This window comes from Streptomyces virginiae (assembly GCF_040638905.1).
In the GTDB taxonomy this organism is placed as follows: Bacteria; Actinomycetota; Actinomycetes; order Streptomycetales; family Streptomycetaceae; genus Streptomyces; species Streptomyces virginiae_B.
The window spans coordinates 105,692-123,550 of the sequence record NZ_JBEZYV010000021.1; the positions used below are offsets into that span (position 1 = coordinate 105,692).

The window sequence follows — 17,859 nt, forward strand, 5'->3', positions numbered from 1 at the left end:
CTCCGTCAGGGGAGCGGCGCTCTCCGCGTACCCGGCCCGGTCCCATGGGTCGTGTCCGCAGATCCCGGCCGGCGCGGCGGGCGGCCGACGCTTGTTTTGGGGGCAGCCCTCAGGCCAGGCCCAGTGCGAACGCCCCGTAGCCCGCGGCGAGGAGGCCCGCCACCGCGCGGCGCACCGCACGGCGCACGGCGCTCGCCCGCCGGCCCTCGACCGGTAGTGCCTCGACCGGTGGTGCCTCGAACCGCCGCGCGTACCGGGCGATCACGGCCAGCAGCCCCGCGAACACCGGCATCCACGCCAGCCGCGCCACGATCCAGCCCAGGCTGTCCGGCGCCGTCGTCAGCCCGGCGACCCCGCCCGCGAACGAAGCGGGCACGGCCGCGGCCAGCATGGCCGTCTGGTGCCAGCACAGGATCGTCATCGCGCACAGGTTGACCGCCACCACCGGGGCCCACAGGGCAGGCCGGGCCAGCAGCCGAGCCAGCCGGTCCCGCAGCAGGATCGCCGCACCCGACTGCGCCGAGGCCAGCGCGAGCACCAGCAGCGACGGCGGGTGCGAGTTGGTCCGCGCCGCACCCGGCACCCCCACCATCGACGCCGGATAGTGGAACACCGCCAACAGCGCCGCGAACAGCAGCGTCCCGCCGGCCAGCAGCAGCCAGGCCCCGCGCCGCCCGATGCGCCGCTCGCCCCAGGACACGCCCAGCTGGTACGCGAACAGCCAGCCCGGCAGGATGTTCAGCAGCGACAGCCAGGACGGCACCGACTCCGCGAGCGGCCCGTACCGCAGGAGGTCCACCACCGCGACCGAGGCGAGCAGCGGGGCCGCCGCCCAGCCGCCGAGCCGGCGCGCCGCCCGCACGCAGTACGGCGTCAGCGCGGTGACCACCACGTATACCCCGACGAACCACAGCGGCTGGACGACCAGCTTCGCGCCGGTCCGCAGCGACGACTCCGGCACCCCGGCCGCGTACAGCACGGGCGCGGCCAGCGCCCACACCGCCGTCACGCCGAGCACGGGCCGCCCCAGACGTACGAGCCGGCCCTTCAGCCATGCGCCGGCCGACCCCGGGCGGCGACGGTAGGAGAGCGCCGAGGCGTAGCCGCCGACGAGGAAGAAGACGCCCAGCATCTGGAGCACCCAACTGGCCGGCGCCCACCCGCCGAAGGCCGACAGGGGGCTGGCGTTGTGCAGGCCGCCGTCCGCGTCGAGCGTGAAGCCGCCGAGCAGCCAGTGGCCGGTCGGCACGGCCAGCAGCGCCAGAGCGCGCAGCCCGTCGACCGCCCGGTCGCGGTGGGCGGGGGTCTGGCGGTCGATCCGCTCGGCGGCCTTCCGCAGCGGTGCCAGGCCGGTGGGGCCGCTCATCGGACCTCTCCCTTCGCGATCGCGGCGAAGGCCGCGAGGGACTGTGTGCCGGGTGTGAAGTAGCCCGCGTGGCCGCGTACGTCGGCGGCGGGCACCCGGCGGGCGCCGAAGGCCGCCGAGGTGGGATCGGCGCCGTGGCCGACCCCGGCGAAGCTGACGTTCGGGACGTCCGCGATCCAGTCCGAGGGGCCCCTGGCCGCCCAGACGCGTGCGCCGGTGCGCAGGGCGTCGGCGGTGTCCGCCCGCATGCCGGGAGATCCGAGGGCCACGATGTCGGAGGCGTCGGTGTGCCGGGCCGCCAGCCCGCAGACCACCGAGCCGTAGCTGTGGCAGAACAGCGCCGGGTCGGGTGCGCCGACCGCGTCGAGGCCGGCGGTGAAGCGGGCCAGCCGCGGTGCCCCGGCGGCGGCCAGCCGGCCGTCGGCCGCGTCGAGGCCCACGCCGACCGGGGTGGTGTACCCGGTCCACGCGATGACGGCCACCGAAGCGTCGGTCGCCGAACCCCCGGCCACCGAAGCGCCGGTCGCCGAACCCCCGGCCACCGAAGCGCCGGTCGCCGAGCCCCCGGTCGCCGTGAGCAGCGCCCGGGCCATGCCGACCGGGCCGGTGTGCGGTGCGCGCAGGGCGTCGTAGGAGGTGGCGTCGTTGTCGGAGCCGGGCACGATCACCGAGACGTGCGCAGCGTGCTCCAGGTCCCCGAAGACCTCGGCCACCTGGCCCCGGCCGCGCGGGTCGAAGGCCAGGATCCGCCGGTCCGGAGCGGCCAGGGACGCGTACCGCGCCTCACCCGTGGCGGCGGCGAGCCGGTTCGCCTCGTACCGCAGGGGGACCGGCGCTCCGTCCAGGTTGCCCACCACCAGCGGGTGGGTCCGTACGAGTGCGGAGCGCGCCGCGTCGTCCAGCCCGTCGAAGAACCGGGCCACCTCGTGCGGCGTCGCCGTCGCCGGATCGGGCAGCGCCCGGCCGTGCGCCGTGTCGGCCCGCCAGGCGGCGGTGCCCGGCGGCGGCCCGGTGACCGCCGACTGGCTCTCGCCCGAGGCCCATCCGGCGGTCCCCCCGACGACGGTCACCGCCAGTGCGGCCGTGACCAGCGTCCTTCCGAAGCGGCGCATGCCCCTTCTCCTCTCGTCGTGACGAGGGGGAAGGTAGGAAGACGGCACCGGCGCGTACGTCGGACCGTGGAGCCAAGTCGGATGTCATACCCCGGTAGGGGGTGGAGGAGACGGCCCGGCGGCCGGTGGGATCAGGCCGAGTCGCCCGGGCGCACCAGGCCCGCCTCGTAGGCGAAGACCACGGCCTGGGCCCGGTCCCGCAGGTCGAGCTTGGCCAGCACCCGCCCGATGTGCGTCTTCACCGTCTGCTCCGCCAGCACCAGGTGACCCGCGATCTCCTGGTTCGACAGCCCGCGCGCAATCAGCTCCAGCACCTCGGTCTCGCGCGGCGTCAGACCGTTCAGCCGCAGCGCCGGGTCCTTGCGCGGCGCCGGCCGCTGCTGGACGAAGTCCGCGATCAGCCGCCGCGTCACCGACGGCGCGAGCAGCGCCTCGCCCGAGGCGACGACCCGTACCGCCGCTATCAGGTCGGCGGGCGGGGCGTCCTTGAGCAGGAAGCCGGAGGCCCCGGCGCGCAGCGCCTCGTACACGTAGTCGTCGATGTCGAAGGTGGTCAGCATCAGCACCTTCGGCCGGTGCACCACCCCGGGCGGCGGGGCGAGGATCTCCCGGGCCGCCGTCAGGCCGTCCATCTCCGGCATCCGTACGTCCATCAGCACCACGTCGGGGTGCGTGGAGCGGGACACCCGCACCCCCTGGCGCCCGTCGGGGGCCTCGCCCACCACGTCGATGTCGGCCTGCGCCGACAGCAGCGCGGCGAACCCCGCCCGCACCATGGCCTGGTCGTCGACGATGACCACGCGGATGGTCAACTGCGCTCCTCATTCATGTCGTCGGTGCCGTCCGTGTCGGCGGAACCGGCACCGGCGCGCAACGGCAGGCGCGCGGCGACCCGGAAACCCCCGTCGGGCAGGGGCCCGGTGTCCAGCGTCCCGCCGGTCAACCGTACGCGCTCGCGCATGCCCACGAGGCCGTGCCCGGTGCCCGGACCGTCCGGCTCCACCACCGCGTCCCGGGCCGCGGGACCGTTGACGACGAGCACGAGAACCTCGTCGTCGTCGACCGTCACCGACACCCGGGTGGACGCGCCCGGCGCGTGCCGCACCACGTTGGCGAGGGCCTCCTGCACGATCCGGTACGCCGACAGGTCCACCGCGGGCGGCGCCGCCCGCGCCGCGCCGGCCGCCAGCGACAGCTCCACCGGCTGGCCCGCCCGTACGGTCGCCTCCACCAGCTGCTGCAGCCGGCCGATCCCCGGCTGCGGACCCCGCTCGCCGCCGCCGCCGTCGTCGCCCGCGCCACCCGCCCCGTCCGGGGCCCGCAGCACGGTCAGCAGCCGCCGCATCTCGCCGAGGGACTGCCGCGCGCCTGCCGCGATCGCCGCGAACTCCTCCTGCACCGGCTCCGGCATGCCCGGCAGCCGGTAGGGCGCCGAATCGGCCTGCACGGTGATCACCGACATGTGGTGGGCCACCACGTCGTGCAACTCGCGCGCGATCCGGGCGCGTTCCTCCAGCAGGGTGCGCCGCGACCGCTCGGCCTCGCTGATGCTCTCCTGTTCGGCGATCCGCTGGCGCGCGTCGCCCAGACCGCGCAGAGCACCCGTCAGGGCCAGCACGACGCCGACGAGTACGAAGAGCAGCGCGGCGGTGTTCATGGTGTCCGCCGGCTGGAAGAAGCCGAGCACCGCACCGAGCGCACCGGTCACCAGCCACACGGCGACCAGGGTCCGGATGGACTCGCGCAGTCCGAGGCAGGCCATCAGCACCAGGTAGCCGACGACGGCCATCGGCGTCCACGGCCAGGAGTGTCCGGCGACCTTGTCGGCCTGGGTCAGCAGGACCGCGCCGAGCGTGTCCGCGACCAGGACGAGGAGCCAGGCCGGCAGCGGCCGGGTCACGGAGAGGAGCAGTGGCACGGTCTGCGCCACCCCGAGCGCGCCCGCCCAACCGCCGTCCATTCCGTAGTCGTCGCTCAGCACGACGATCGTCGTCGGCAGCAGCGAGACCACCACGATGCCGACCAGGACGTACGGCAGTGCCCGCTGCCAGGCCTTGGGGGCCTGCGCGAACAGCGGCTGGGCCGCCCCGGCCGGGGTACGCAGGGCCGCGGCGAGCTGCGCCGGGGCGCCGGGCCCCCGGGTCCGGCCGCCGGGCCGCGCTGCCGGTCGCCAGGCCGACCGACCGCCGGGTCCGCTTCCGGTCCGTGCGCGGGGTGTGTCGCTCATGATCGCACCAGCCTATGCGCCGCCCGGCCCGGACGGGCGCAGGGGTAGGGTGCACAGCAGTCGATCATGGGGGAGACGTTCGCATGGGCGGGGCGGCGGCGCTGGAGAAGCTGGTGCCGGTGCTGCTGGCCTTCGGCGGCGGAGTCCTCCTCGCGCGCCGCAAGGTCGTCCCGGCCGAGGCCTCCAAGGCCTTCTCCGACTACGCCTTCCTCTTCGCCATGCCCTGCTACCTCTTCGGGAACATCTACGCCAGCGACCTCGCCGCCCTGTTCAACTGGCGGGCGATAGGAGGGTACGCGGCGGCCGCAGCGGTCGCCGTGGCGGTCGTGGCCGTGGCGGCGGTGGCCCGCGGTCGGCGGGAGCCCCGCGCCGTGGCACTGCGCGTGATGGCCGGAGTCCAGGTGAACACCGCCTACTTCGCCGTCCCGGTGTTCATCACCGTCTTCGGGACGGCCGCCCCGATCTTCCCGATCCTGCTCTTCCAGGTCTGCGTACTGTCCCTGGTCGTCATCGCCCTCATGGAACTGGGCCGCGCGGGCCCCGCCGAGGGCGGCCCGGGCCGACGCCTGTCCCGGGCCGTCGGGGCCTCGCTCGCCACCCCGCTGGTCCTCGCCTGCAACGCGGGGATCCTGCTCAACCTGCTGTCGGTGCCGGTCCCGGCCGTGGCCCTGGACGGAGCCGCCTTCGTCGGGAACAGCGCCTCGCCGGTCGCCCTGTTCGCCCTCGGCCTCCACCTCGGCGGCGTCGGCCTCCACCTGCGGGGCACGACGCGCGAGGAGCTGGCCCTGATCGGGTTCAAGTGCCTGGCGTTCCCGCTGCTGGCGTGGGCGGTGTGCGGGCTGCTGTTCGGGGTGCGGGGCGACTGGCTCGCGTACCTCGTACTGATCGCGGCCATGCCGACCCCGCAGAACCTGTTCATCTTCGCCCAGCGCTACGACGTGGGCGTGGACCTCTCCGCCTCGGTAGTGATCAAGACCTCGCTCCTGTCGCTGGTGCTGCTGCCCCTCTGGCTCCAGACGGTCGCCGGCTGAGCGTTCGCCGCCCGGGTGGACGGCACGAGCCGGCGGCAACGGGTACGTACCCCCGGGCGGGACCGGCTCGTTGAACCGGCATGGAACTGCCGACCATCGCGGCGCCGGGCGTCGGGGAACGGGCCGACGCCGCGGCCGATGCCGCCTGCCACCTCTACGACACCGTCGCGCCCTGGGGCCCCGGGGCGCCGGGAGGGTGGAGCCGGACCGCGGCCGAGGACGCCGCCGAGGCGATCGAGACCACCGCGTACGCCCTCGCCTCCGTCGCCCCGGGCGCCGAGGTGGTCCTCGCGCCCGTCCACGCGGCCCTGGCCGACCTGCGCCGCCGGCTCGGCCTCGCGCCCGCCGAGCTGCTGACCGGCGACGGGTTCCCGGCGGTCCCGCGTACGGTCGGCAACCCGCGTCGGACCCGGTGGGTGCGCGCGCTCACGGCGCCTTCGCCCCGGCAACCGCCTTCTCGTACAACTTCCTGATGTCCGTGCCGAAGTACGAGCTGTACGAGACGTCGGACGTGTCCCCGCCCGTCTTCCAGCCGCCGATCACGCCCACCACGTCGCCGGTCCCGGTGCGGCCGTCGAGCCGCAGCAGGAAGGGGCCCCCGCTGGTGCCGCCCGGGTAGCCGGTGCAGGCGATCCGCAGGAACGAGCCCGGGATCCGGGCGTCGGTGCTGGTGTACTTCGTCGTCCGGTTGACGCACAGGCGCGGCCGGGCGGCGGTGGACGGGTGCCCGATCAGCGTGGCCCGGGCGTGCGCGTAACCGGCGCCGGTGACCAGCCGGTTGCCGCCGACGACGTCCTGCACACGGAGCCCCTTAGCGCCGGGGCCGACCTGGGCGAAGGCCACGTCGAGGGCGGCCGCGCGGTTGACGCCCTGGGTGCGGTAGCGCTGGTCGATCCAGATCTTGGAGCGCCCGGCCGCCGTCCGTACCACCGGGAACATGCCGAACGGCCGCGGTGTGGCCCGCGTGTACTGCGGGACGAAGGCCACCTGCTGGGTGTCGGCGCCGAGCAGGCAGTGCGCGGCGCTGATGACGAGGTTGCGGCCGGGGGAGGCGACCACGCTCGCGGTGCAGAAGTAGGAGCCGCTGCCCTTGACGAGGAACATCCGGCCGACGACCGGGAGGCCACCGAAGTTCTGCCCGACGCCCGGACCGACGGCCGGGATCCGGGGGAGGGCCGGACGTACGGGCGCGGGCGCGGGGAGGATGCTCGGCGCCGGAACGGGCGCGGGCGCGGGCACGGTGGGGGCGGTGGGGGTGGTGACGGGGGCGGTGGTGGACGGGGACGGCGTGGCCACCGGGGTCGGTTCCGGCGGCTCGACCGCCTGGAAGGGCGGGATGGGCGGGATCTGCACCGGGTCGGCGGGGAACTCCGGCGCCACGCCCGGTCCCGGCAGGACGCCCGGTCCAGGCAAGACGCCCGGCCCCGGCAGGACGCCCGGTCCCGGGGGAACGGGCGGCAGGGGGCGGGCCGACGCCATCCGCTCGGGCGTCCAGAAGGACTCCGCCTCGTGCGCCCCCCAGCGGCCCGCGGCCGCCGGAGCGGCCGCGGCGCTCCCCGCCCCGGCCGCGGGCAGCGGCCCCGCGGACACCAGCAGGGCGGCCACCGCCGCGGCCACCGTCAACGTACGTCGCATGCCGGTCACTCCCTAAACGGCCTGGGGGAAACGGAAGAGCCGGTCCGGATCGTGGCTGCGCCGGACCTCCTCCAGCCGGGCGAGGTTCGGGCCGTAGTAGGCCTCGCGCCAGCTGATGAGCTTCGGGTCGATGTAGTTCTGGTACGCCCGGCCGCTCGCCCAAGGGCGCAGGCTCCGCCACAACCCGTCGAGCCACGCCTCGTGCCGGGCCACGTCGGCGGCCGGCGCGGATTCGGGCCAGTGGACGAGGTACTGGGCGAGGAACGCGGCGTCCCGGTGCGCGAAGGCGGTGTCGCCGACCGGGACCCGGTTCACGGCGCCGCCGCAGACCCCGTCGAACTGCACCACGGCGAGGCCGCCCCGCGGAGCGTCGGCGCCGTACCGGCGAACGGCGCCCAGGACCGAGCCGATCGCCGTGTCCGGCAGTCCCGCGCCGGCCCAGAAGTCGCAGCGGGCGGCGTAGGAGTTCCTGCGGAGCCGCCCCCGCGGGTCCCGGCCGGGCAACGTGCCCGGCAGCCGGCACTCCGCGGCGCCCAGGTCCGGACACCCCGACATGGCCCGCACGGTGTCGCCGTGACTGCGTACGACGATCCAGCTGTCCCGCGGCGCTGCGCCCACGAGGTCGGACAGCCGCGTCAACTGCCTTTCCAACTCCCGGCGTCCGTCGAGGCACACCACCCGGACCGAGGGCACCGCGGCCGCCGCGGCCCCCGGCCCGGATCCGGCGAAACCCGCCTCGACGGTGAACTCCACCTGGCTCCAGAACGGGTCCGGCAGGCCGGCCAGCCAGCGCTGCCAGCCGCGCAGGACGCCCGCGCAAGCGTCGTCCGGCCAGTGGAGTTCGGCGAGGGCGCAGTCGCCGACCGGGTGGGTGCGGAAGCGGAACTCGGTCACCACGCCGAAGTTGCCGCCGCCACCGCCGCGCAGGGCCCAGAAGAGATCCGGATCCCGGTCGGCCGAGACCTCGCGGACGGCCCCGTCGGCGGTGACCACCCGCGCCCCCGTCAGCCGGTCCGCGGTGGTGCCGTACGCCCGCGAGGCCAGGCCGAGGCCGCCGCCGAGGGTGAGCCCGGCGATGCCGACGGAGGGGCACAGCCCGGTCGGGACGGACACGCCCCGCCCGGCGAGGGCCGCGTGCACGTCACCGAGCCGGGCGCCCGCGCCGATCCGTACGCCGTCCCCCTCGACCGCCACCGAGGCCATGGCCCCGGCGTCGAGGACCAGGGCACCGGTCCGGGTGGACCAGCCGGCGTAGCTGTGGCCGCCGCCGCGCGGCACCACTGGTACGGCCGTGCGGCGGGCGAAGTCCAGGCAGACGGCGACGTCCCCCGCGTGCGCGGGCCAGGCGACCGCGGCCGGCGCGACGGCGTCGTAGCGGGGCTGGAACAGCCGCTGCGCCTCCGGGTAGTCCCGGTCCCCGGGAAGCACCAGCCGCCCGTCGATCCCGCGGGCCAGCGCGCTGTAGTCCGGGCCCCCGGCCGCCGCGCCGACGGTGGCGAGGACGGCCGCGGCCGCACCGCCGAGGACCTGGCGCCGATGGAGGCTCATACCTCTTTCCTGCCACCGTCCGCCCGGATCCCCGTGCAGGCGGGTCCCACGCGCACCGCGTTGACCCCCGATCGGCTCATCGCCGAAACGGTTCGACTCGTCATATGTGCGGACCGGGGCGGCGGAGGTGTCCGGCGTTCCCCGACCGCCCCTCGCGTCGCGAACCGCCGCCGTACGCTGCACCCGTGAGCCTGGTGGACCTCACAGCGCACGCAGAAGAGTTCAACGCCGACCCGTACCCCTTCTACGAGGCCCTGCGCGCCGCCGGCCCCGTCCACCGGCTGGTGCTGGGCGGCGAACGCGCATGGCTGTCGTCGGCCACCACGAGGCCAGGGAGGCCCTGAGCCACCGGCCCTCGGCCGGTGGGCCGCCTGCAGCCGCTCGGGGTCAGGCGGCGGGGGGTTCCAAGGGTGGGAGGCGGCGCTGGAGGAGGCAGAATTCGTTGCCCTCCGGGTCGGCCAGGACGTGCCAGGTCTCCGTGCCGTCCTGGCCGATGTCGACGGGCCTGGCGCCGAGCGCGAGGAGGCGCTCCAGCTCGGCGGGCTGGTCGCGGTCGGTGGCGTTGACGTCGATGTGCAGGGGGAGCTTGCCGGTCCGCGGGTCGCTGTTGGGGCTGAGGACCAGCGTGGGCTGCGGGCCGCCGAAGCCGGCGCCGGGCGGGCCGATCTCGATGCTGCCGTCGTTCTCGCGGCCGAGTTCGACGTAGCCGAGGACCTTGCTCCAGAACGCGGCGAGCCGTTCCGGCTCGGCGCAGTCCAGGACCAGCTCACTGATGCGGCATGCCATGCGCGCCAGTCTACGCGGCCGACCTGCACCACGCTCGTCCCCCGCCCGCCGCTGAGACCGGTCACCTACCCGGTCCGAGGGGAACCGGGCCCCGGCGTCACGGGCCTGTGGGCCCGTCAGCCCTTGCGGGCCAGCAGGAAGCCCTGCGGGCAGTTCTCCCCGGAGGCCGGTCCGCGCAGCAGGCGGGCCACCTCGGCCAGTCCGGCCCCGGCCAGCAGGGCGGCGATCCGGTCGGGCGGCATCCGGTACACGTCGAGGTCGACGGGGTGCCCGTACGCGTGTTCCAGCCGGACCCGCCCGTCGCCCGCCTCGAAGGCGATCAGGGCATGACCGCCCGGCGCCAGCACGCGGGCGAACTCGGCGAACACCGACGGCAGTTCCCCGGGCGGGGTGTGCAGGGTGGAGTACCAGCCGAGGACCCCGCCCAGCACCCCGTCCGCCACGTCCAGCGCGGACATCGGCCCCACCTCGAACCGCAGCCCCGGATACGTCCGGCGGGCAACCGCCACCATCGCCGGGGACAGGTCCACACCGAAAGCCCTTACGCCCAGCCCGTCCAGATGCGCCGTCACCCGGCCCGGACCGCAGCCCAGGTCGGCGACCGCCCGGCCGGCGCCGCCCTCGTCACCGCGCACACACTCGGCGAAGGCGGCCAGCATGGCCCGGTCCAGCGGCTTCCCGGCCAGTTCCGTGCTCAGTAGCCGCGCGCAGTCGACGGCGACGGCGTCGTAGGCCGCCCGTACGGAGTGCAGGTACGAGGAAGCTGTCATGCCCGTGAACAGTAGCCCGCCCGGCGTCGCGGATCATCCTCCAACAAGCGGATTGGGCAGTTCCGCCCACTGGTCTCCGGGGACCCCCGGACTCAGCCGCATGAGGGTGAGCGCCTTCGTCGGCAGCCGCCCCGTCAGCAGCGCCCCGGTGTCGGCGGTGGCCGGCAGGGCGGTCGCCTCCGCGAGCGCCTCGGCGAAGGCTCCGGCCGAGCCCGCCGTGGCACCGAGCGCCCCCGTCAGCAGGGACCCGAAGAGCTTGCGGCGCAAGGCCGCCACGTCGTCGGTGACCAGCCTGCCCGACAGGGGCGGCACCTGCAGCCCGTGCGCCCGCAGCCGGGCCGGGCTGATCCGGATGTCGGCCAGGTCGCGGTAGACCAGCCGCAGGGGCTCGCCGGCGGGGGAGAGGACGACGAGGAGGTTCTGGCCGTGGGCCTCCAGGGCCACCCCAAGCTCCAGCACCCGCAGGCACACCGACAGCGCGAGGCGGGCGAACCGCGCCCGCCAGGCCGCCGAACGGGCCGGCGGGTAGGAGGCCAGCGCCGCCACCGGCAGCACCCGCTCACCGGCGGCGGCGTCCGCGTACGCTTCCGGCGGCTCGCGCAGCACGGCCGCGAGGTCGGGGCTGTGCGCGGTCACCGCGCCCAGGGTGCGGGTGATGTGCAGCCGCCCGTCGAGCCGCTCGGCCAGGCCCTGGGCGAAGGCGGACACGGCCGCCGCCGTCTCGATGGAGTAGACCGAGATGTCCCGGACGGAGGAGGTCAGCCGGGCGCTCAGCGCGGTCTTAACGTGCGGGCCGCCGTCGGCGGGCGCCAGCGTGCGCAGGGCCATCAGCGGATGCGCCGCGAAACCGGTCCGCACCCGCTCGTGCTTCAGCACGTGCGCCGCCTGCCACGGGTGCACGGGGACCAGGATCCGCCCGCCGTCCCGCAGCCGCGCCGGCCAGTCCCCGGTGACCAGGCACTCCTCGGCCCGTACGGAGACCAGGCCCAGCTCCACCACCGGCCGGTGCTCGGGGGCGTAGGCCAACTGCTCGGCGACCGAGAAGCCGGGGCGGGAGCGGCAGTTGGGATGGTACGGATGGCCGTCGACCACCCGCTGTTCCCACTCCCAGGTGGCCCGCGCCGCGTGGTCCTCCCCGGCGGGCGGCTGCCCGGCGCGGGAGAGCGCGAGGGAGGCCGTACCGGCGTCCAGCTCGGCGGCGAAGTCCTCCCCGTGCGGGATTCCGAGCGCCCTGACGAGCTGCCCGGCCCGGCACTGGGACCTGCCGTCGAGCAGCAGCTCCTCCACGTACGGCCGGGTCGCGTACGGGTCCGGCAGCGGGCCCTCCAGCCGGCGGCCTCCCGCCAGCAGCAGCGCCAGGCCGGTCGGCGTCGCCTCCCGGCCCACGACCCACGGCAGGGGCTCGAAGGCCAGGGCCCGCCACAGCCGGGTGAGCACGGCCGCCCGGGCGGCGCTCAGCGCGGCGGCGTACGTGGGTCCGAGTGCGGGCCGTACGGTGGCCAGTTCTGCGGCGACGGCTTCTTCGGCCGCGGAGGAGGGAATGGGCATGCTGGGCTCCGCCTTCGGAATGTCGCTTCACGGGATGATCAAGTAATCATTGCGGATACCGACGATCATGGCCGGTGGTTCCGCCTCGCGGGCCGCCGGCCCACCGGATGGACCGAATGGAACCAGTGGACCTCAACGCCGACGCCGACGCGTACGCCGCCGCCCCGCTCCTGAACTGCCTGCTCCGGGAGGCGGCCGAGCCCGCGGGGCCGGCCGGGCCCGGGCCCGCCGGAGCGGCCGTGCACCGGTTGCGGGGCAGCGGGCGGCTGCTCCGCGTGCGCGGCGGCCGCCGTCCCGTACGCCCCGAACTGCGGACGGCCGACGGCTGGCACCCGCTCAGCCACACCGAACTGGTCAAACTCGTTTCCGACGAACTCGGCCGGTTCACCGGTGTCAGCAACGACGAACTACCGGTGGAGATCGCCGACAGCCGTGACGCGCTCCTCGCGCTGCTGACCGCCCGCGCCGCCGCCGAGCCCCCGGCGGACCCGTACGTGCTCTCCGAGCAGTCCCTGGTGACGGGCCACCCGTACCACCCCGCCCCCAAGGCCCGCGGCGGGGCGCCGGCCGGCAGCTGGCTGCCCTACGCGCCCGAGGCGTACGCCCGGTTCCCGCTGGTGTTCCTGGGCATCCGCGAGGACCAGTGCGTGGAAGAGGGCGGACGGGCCGCCTCCGAGGCCGTCGACTCCCTCGCCGACCTCCTCGACGGGCCGACCGCCCCCGCCGGCTACCGGCTCCTGCCCGCCCACCCCTGGCAGCTCGACCTGGTGGACGAGCGGCCCGCGGTGCGCGAGGCGTTCGCCGACGGGCGGATGCTGCGGCTCGGCGAGAGCCGCCGCCCGGCCTGGCCCACCGCGTCCGTCCGGACCCTCCACGTTCCGGATCCCGCGGCCGACCTCTTCGTGAAGTTCAGCCTCGACGTGCGGATCACCAACGACGTGCGCCGGCTGTGGCGGCACGACCTGCTGAAGCTGCGCCGCACCGACGCCGCCGTCGAGGCCGGTTTCGCCGCCCTGCGCCGGACCGGCTCGGACGCGGCCTGGCTCGCCGACCGCGGCTACCGCACCGCGGCCTTCGCCTTCGAGGAACTCGCCGTACTGGTCCGTGACGGCCTGCGCGCCCACACCGTGCCCGGGGCCACGCCGCTGCTGGCCGCCGCGCTCGCCGAGGGCCGTCCGGGGAGCCCGCCGGCCGGCGCCGCCGACCCCGCCGCCTGGTGGCGGGCGTACCTGCGCCAGGTCGTCCCGCCGGTGCTCGAACTCTTCGCCCGGCACGGCGTCGTCCTGGAGGCCCACCTCCAGAACACCCTGGTCGCGGTCGACGCGTCGGGCATGCCCGTGCAGGCCCTCTTCCGGGACGCGGAGGGGGTCAAGCTCCTGCCGGACCTGCCGCGGGCGGACGCCTGGCAGCGCCTGGTGTACTGCCTGGTGGTCAACAACCTGTCGGAGATCGCGGGCGCCCTGGTCGATCGGTATCCGGACATCTCTCCGCTCCTCTGGCCGGCCGTACGGGAGGAGTTGCTGCGCTACGACTCCCTGCGCGGGCTCCCCGAGATCGCCGGACTCCTGGCCGCACCCGCCCTGCCCGCGAAGACCAACCTGCTGCTGCGCTGGACCCGTGCCGACGGGGCGGACGCCCGCTACCGCCCCCTGCCGAACCCGCTGCGCGGGTAGGGGAGGGCCTCCCCCCCGTCCGGGGGGTGGTCGGGAACCGGCCAAGGCGGGCGGTGCACCGCGATCCCCCCTCACGCAAAGGTATAGACCAATGCTAGTTTGGTCGGGCACCGCCAGTCCTTGACCACCCGTCAGAGGAGAAGCCATGCCCTCCCCTTCGCGGGGCGGCGGCCCGACCGCCATGCCCAAGTACCAGCGGATCGCCGCAGCGCTGCGCCGCGATCTCGACCGCGCCGCGCGCACCCCCGGCGGAAGGCTGCCCTCCGAGCGCAGCCTGGCCGCCCGGTACCAGGTCAACCGGCAGACCATCAGGGCCGCCCTCCAGCACCTGCGCGAGGACGGCCTCGTCGTCACCGGGCGCCGCGGCTCCCGCCCCGCCGTCTGTGCCGAGGTCGTCTCCGCCGCGGCCGATCCGGTGGCCTTCGCACCCGCGTCCCCCGCGCCCGCCCTCACCCGGAGCTGGGTGACGGTGGTCACCGTCCCGCCCTCGCTCGCCGTACCGCTCGGCATGTCCGGCGGGGACCGCACCCTGGTCCACCACCACCGCGAGCGGGGCCGGACCGGGGAGACGCTCCGGCACGCCGTCACCTACTTCAGCCCGGACGTCGTCGCGCGCAGCCCCGAGCTGGCCGCCTGCCGCGTGCGCGCCGGGCACGCCCGCGAACAGGACCTGGATGCCCTCCGGGGCTGGCTGGAGCGGGCCGCGGCGGGCGGCCGGGTCGCCGAGACCATCACCATGACCCGCACCACCCACCCGTCGGCATCGGTGCCGTCCGCCGCCCCCGCATGCGGTCTGACCGTGCGCCGCACCGTGCACTCCCCGTCCGGCCTGCTCCTGGCCGTGACCGACCTGTCCTTTCCCACCTGGGACCATCTGACGATCCATCGTGACCGCCGTCACCCCGCCGCCGCCGGCTTCGACGTCGTCCAGCGGAAGTCCGGAGTCCCTGTCCGAGTTCGGAGTCCGGAACGGCCCCGCGCACCCCACACGTGAGGTGGATCACCAAGGCGTTTGCCGAAGTGAATGCCGGGCATCGGCACAGCTGGAGCGGAGCCTCGCCCTCCGGTGCCTTGCGCCGGGGGGCGACGCGCATGCGGGCGGATCCCGTCCCGCTCCACGGCGCGCCGGACCGATCCGCGCGAGCCGTACCCGGTACGACCCGCGAGGTGTATGTGTCCACGCTCCAGGCCGAGCACGTCTACAAGGTGTTCGGCAACCGGCCCGACGACGCCGTGCGCGCACTCGAAGGCGGCGGCGACCGCAGCGAGCTGCGCGCCGACGGAGCCACGGCCGCGGTCATCGACGTCTCCTTCGACGTCGAGCCCGGCCAGATCTTCGTCGTGATGGGCCTGTCGGGATCCGGCAAGTCCACCCTGCTGCGCATGCTGAACGGCCTGCTCGAGCCGACCGCGGGACGCATCCTCTTCGGCGGCCAGGACCTCACCGCGCTCAGCGCGCGCGAGCTGCGCCGCGTGCGGTCCACGAAGATATCCATGGTCTTCCAGCACTTCGCTCTCTTCCCGCACCGGAACGTTCTGGAGAACGCCGGCTACGGGCTGGAGGTGCAGGGCGTGCCCCGCGCCGACCGCGACCGCCGGGCCGCGCAGGCCCTGGCCCTGTGCGGGCTCGAAGGCTGGGAGATGGCCTGGCCCGACGAGCTCTCCGGCGGCATGCAGCAGCGGGTCGGCCTCGCCCGGGCCCTGGCCACCGACGCCGAGCTCCTGCTGATGGACGAGTCCTTCAGCGCGCTGGACCCGCTGATCCGCCGCGACATGCAGGACCAGCTCCTCGAACTCCAGCGCACCCTGAAGAAGACCATCGTCTTCATCACCCACGACCTCAACGAGGCCATGCGCCTCGGCGACGGCATCGCCGTCATGCGCGACGGCCGCATCGTCCAGCAGGGCACCGCCGAGGACATCCTCACCCGCCCCGCCGACGACTACGTCGCCTCCTTCGTCCAGGACGTGGACCGCTCCCGGGTGCTGACCGCGGACGCGGTGATGACGACGACCCGGCCGCACCGCCCCCGCGCCGACTCCTGCGGCTGCCCCACGGTCACCGCCGACACCCCGCTCGCCGACCTCTGCGCCGTCAGCGCGCGCGTCCCGCACCCGGTCACCGTCACCGGCACCGACGGCGCCGTCGTCGGCTCCGTACCCCAGGACCGCCTCGTCGCCTTCATCGGCGACGAGCAGCGGGCCCCGGTCCGCTGCGCGGAGGTGGCCGCCTGATGCCCCGCCTGCCCCTCGGCGCCTGGGTCGACAGCGGAGTCGACTTCCTCCAGAGCCGCCTGTCCTGGCTGTTCGACGCCATCAGCGCACTCGTCACCGGCCTCTACGACGGCCTCGTCGCCGTCCTCTCCGCCCCCGCCCCACTCCTGTTCGCGGGCATCCTCGCCATCGCCGCCTGGTGGCTGCGCGGTCTGCTCGCGGGCCTGCTCGCCTTCGCCGGTTTCGCGCTCGTCGACTCCGTCGGGCTCTGGTCCGACGCCATGTCCACGCTGTCGCTGGTCCTGGTCGCCACCCTCGCCACCCTGGTCTTCGCGATCCCGCTCGGCATCTGGGCGGCCCGCTCCGAGCGCGTCAGCGCCGTCCTGCGGCCGCTGCTGGACTTCATGCAGACCATGCCCGCCATGGTCTACCTCATCCCCGGCATCATCTTCTTCGGGGTCGGCGTGGTGCCCGGCATCATCGCGACCATCGTCTTCTCGCTGCCGCCAGGTGTCCGGATGACCGAACTCGGCATCCGCCAGGTCGACGCCGAACTGGTCGAGGCCGCCGAGGCGTTCGGCACCACCCCCCGCGACACCCTCGTACGCGTCCAGCTGCCCCTGGCCCTGCCCACCCTCATGGCGGGCGTCAACCAGGTGATCATGCTCGGCCTGTCCATGGTCGTCATCGCCGGCATGGTCGGCGGCGGAGGCCTCGGCGGCGCCGTCTACCGGGCCATCGGCAACGTCGACATCGGCCTCGGCTTCGAGGCCGGCCTCTCCATCGTCATCCTCGCCATGTACCTCGACCGGATGACCGGGGCGCTCGGCCGCCAGGTCTCCCCGCTGGGCCGGCGCGCCCTCGCCCGGGCCCGGTCGGTCGCCACCGGCGCCGCCCGTGTGTGGAACCACCGCCCCCAGCCCGCGTACGCCGTGACCGGAGCCGTCGTACTGGCCCTCGTCGCGGGCGGCCTGAACACCTTCGGCGGCTCCGGCGGCTCCGGCGGCTCCGCCGGCGAGGACGGAGCGGCGGGCGCCGAGAACATCGGCAAGGGCCGCACCGTCTCCATCGGCTACATCCCGTGGGACGAGGGCATCGCCTCGACCTACCTCTGGAAGGAGCTCCTGGAACGGCGCGGCTTCAAGGTCGACACCCGCCAGCTGGAGGCCGGCGCGCTCTACACCGGCCTGGCCGGCGGCGGCCTCGACTTCCAGACCGACGCCTGGCTGCCCCTCACCCACGCCCAGTACTGGGAGAAGTACGGCGACAAGCTGGAGGACCTCGGATCCTGGTACGGCCCGACCTCCATCGAGCTCGCCGTGCCCTCGTACATGAAGGACGTCCGCTCGCTCGCCGACCTGAAGGGCAAGTCCGGGCAGTTCAAGGGCCGGATCATCGGCATCGAGCCGAGCGCCGGCGCCATGGCCCTGCTGAAGGACAAGGTCATGAAGGAGTACGGGCTGGAGGGCGAGTACCAGGTCGTCGACGGCTCCACCCCCGGCATGCTCGCAGAGCTGGGGCGGGCCTACGACAAGAAGGAGCCGGTGGTCACCGTGCTGTGGTCGCCGCACTGGGCGTACTCCTCGTACGAGCTGACCAAGCTGGAGGACCCGAAGGGCGTCTGGGGCAAGGGAGACGGAATCCACACCCTCGCCCGCAAGGGCTTCGCCGCCGACGAGCCCGAAGTGGCCGCCTGGCTGCGCTCCTTCAAGCTCACCGAGGAGCAGCTCACCGGTCTGGAGGCGCGGATCCAGCAGACCGGCAAGGGCAAGGAGCAGCAGGCCGTCCGCGCCTGGCTGGGGGACCACCCCGAGGTCGCCGCGCTGTCCTGACACGCGGCACGCCCAAAGGGCCCCCGTCGGCGCCGGGCGCGCGGACCGAAATAGTTCTTGACGAGCGACGCCAGGAACTGCACGGTGACCACGGTCTCGTTGAGCCCGTGCCGCTTG

At 75.0% G+C, this 17,859-nt stretch carries 16 protein-coding genes; 7 read left to right on the forward strand and 9 right to left on the reverse strand.

Annotated features, from left to right (window positions below):
- Positions 1–109: 109 nt before the first annotated feature.
- The 4 genes from AB0F82_RS25705 to AB0F82_RS25720 form a co-directional block, all read right to left on the reverse strand.
- On the reverse strand, positions 110–1,366 hold the full coding sequence (locus AB0F82_RS25705; protein ID WP_362631622.1) for an acyltransferase family protein: 1,257 nt from the start codon (positions 1,364–1,366) through the stop codon (positions 110–112).
- Positions 1,363–2,478: an alpha/beta hydrolase gene (locus tag AB0F82_RS25710; protein WP_362631624.1), complete on the reverse strand. Its 1,116-nt coding sequence runs from the start codon at positions 2,476–2,478 to the stop codon at positions 1,363–1,365. Before AB0F82_RS25710 ends, AB0F82_RS25705 begins: the two co-directional genes overlap by 4 nt.
- Positions 2,479–2,609: 131 nt before the next feature.
- The gene (locus AB0F82_RS25715) at positions 2,610–3,290 is read right to left on the reverse strand and encodes a response regulator transcription factor (protein WP_356815909.1); all 681 of its coding nucleotides are present in this window, start codon (positions 3,288–3,290) and stop codon (positions 2,610–2,612) included.
- A complete protein-coding gene (locus AB0F82_RS25720; protein WP_362631626.1) occupies positions 3,287–4,705 on the reverse strand; it encodes a sensor histidine kinase in 1,419 nt (472 codons plus the stop codon). Before AB0F82_RS25720 ends, AB0F82_RS25715 begins: the two co-directional genes overlap by 4 nt.
- Positions 4,706–4,788: 83 nt before the next feature.
- Between AB0F82_RS25720 and AB0F82_RS25725 the strand changes: the two genes are divergently transcribed.
- Both AB0F82_RS25725 and AB0F82_RS25730 read left to right on the forward strand, forming a co-directional pair.
- A complete protein-coding gene (locus AB0F82_RS25725; protein ID WP_362631628.1) occupies positions 4,789–5,736 on the forward strand; it encodes an AEC family transporter in 948 nt (315 codons plus the stop codon).
- A gap of 80 nt (positions 5,737–5,816) precedes the next feature.
- Positions 5,817–6,209 (forward strand): hypothetical protein, encoded by a 393-nt coding sequence (locus tag AB0F82_RS25730; RefSeq protein WP_362631630.1) that lies wholly within the window; start codon positions 5,817–5,819, stop codon positions 6,207–6,209.
- Here AB0F82_RS25730 and AB0F82_RS25735 read toward each other — a convergent pair.
- Both AB0F82_RS25735 and AB0F82_RS25740 read right to left on the reverse strand, forming a co-directional pair.
- A complete protein-coding gene (locus tag AB0F82_RS25735) occupies positions 6,163–7,371 on the reverse strand; it encodes a trypsin-like peptidase domain-containing protein (RefSeq protein WP_362631632.1) in 1,209 nt (402 codons plus the stop codon). The genes AB0F82_RS25730 and AB0F82_RS25735 overlap by 47 nt on opposite strands.
- Positions 7,372–7,383: 12 nt before the next feature.
- A complete protein-coding gene (locus AB0F82_RS25740) occupies positions 7,384–8,919 on the reverse strand; it encodes an FAD-binding oxidoreductase (RefSeq protein WP_362631634.1) in 1,536 nt (511 codons plus the stop codon).
- A gap of 185 nt (positions 8,920–9,104) precedes the next feature.
- On the opposite strand from AB0F82_RS25740, the gene AB0F82_RS25745 reads away from it, so the two are divergent.
- On the forward strand, positions 9,105–9,263 hold the full coding sequence (locus AB0F82_RS25745) for a hypothetical protein (protein WP_362631636.1): 159 nt from the start codon (positions 9,105–9,107) through the stop codon (positions 9,261–9,263).
- A 43-nt stretch (positions 9,264–9,306) separates the two neighbouring features.
- Here the strand turns inward: AB0F82_RS25745 and AB0F82_RS25750 are convergent, their stop codons facing one another.
- The 3 genes from AB0F82_RS25750 to AB0F82_RS25760 form a co-directional block, all read right to left on the reverse strand.
- Positions 9,307–9,705: a VOC family protein gene (locus tag AB0F82_RS25750; RefSeq protein WP_362631638.1), complete on the reverse strand. Its 399-nt coding sequence runs from the start codon at positions 9,703–9,705 to the stop codon at positions 9,307–9,309.
- A 116-nt stretch (positions 9,706–9,821) separates the two neighbouring features.
- Entirely contained in the window at positions 9,822–10,475 is a 654-nt protein-coding gene (locus AB0F82_RS25755; protein WP_362631640.1) for a class I SAM-dependent methyltransferase, read from the reverse strand.
- A gap of 33 nt (positions 10,476–10,508) precedes the next feature.
- On the reverse strand, positions 10,509–12,023 hold the full coding sequence (locus AB0F82_RS25760; RefSeq protein ID WP_362631642.1) for an IucA/IucC family siderophore biosynthesis protein: 1,515 nt from the start codon (positions 12,021–12,023) through the stop codon (positions 10,509–10,511).
- Between the two features lie 107 nt (positions 12,024–12,130).
- Here AB0F82_RS25760 and AB0F82_RS25765 point away from each other — a divergent pair, with 107 nt between their 5' ends.
- From AB0F82_RS25765 to AB0F82_RS25780, 4 genes are all read left to right on the forward strand, one after another.
- Complete coding sequence (locus AB0F82_RS25765; RefSeq protein WP_362631644.1) at positions 12,131–13,696, forward strand: IucA/IucC family protein; 1,566 nt, start codon at positions 12,131–12,133, stop codon at positions 13,694–13,696.
- Positions 13,697–13,841: 145 nt separating this feature from the next.
- The gene (locus tag AB0F82_RS25770; protein WP_362631646.1) at positions 13,842–14,690 is read left to right on the forward strand and encodes a GntR family transcriptional regulator; all 849 of its coding nucleotides are present in this window, start codon (positions 13,842–13,844) and stop codon (positions 14,688–14,690) included.
- A 179-nt stretch (positions 14,691–14,869) separates the two neighbouring features.
- Positions 14,870–15,931 (forward strand): quaternary amine ABC transporter ATP-binding protein, encoded by a 1,062-nt coding sequence (locus tag AB0F82_RS25775; RefSeq protein WP_356815767.1) that lies wholly within the window; start codon positions 14,870–14,872, stop codon positions 15,929–15,931.
- Positions 15,931–17,742, forward strand: coding sequence for an ABC transporter permease/substrate binding protein (locus AB0F82_RS25780; RefSeq protein ID WP_362631648.1), 1,812 nt, complete (start codon positions 15,931–15,933; stop codon positions 17,740–17,742). The genes AB0F82_RS25775 and AB0F82_RS25780 overlap by 1 nt, the downstream gene beginning before the upstream one ends.
- Positions 17,743–17,859: the final 117 nt, after the last annotated feature.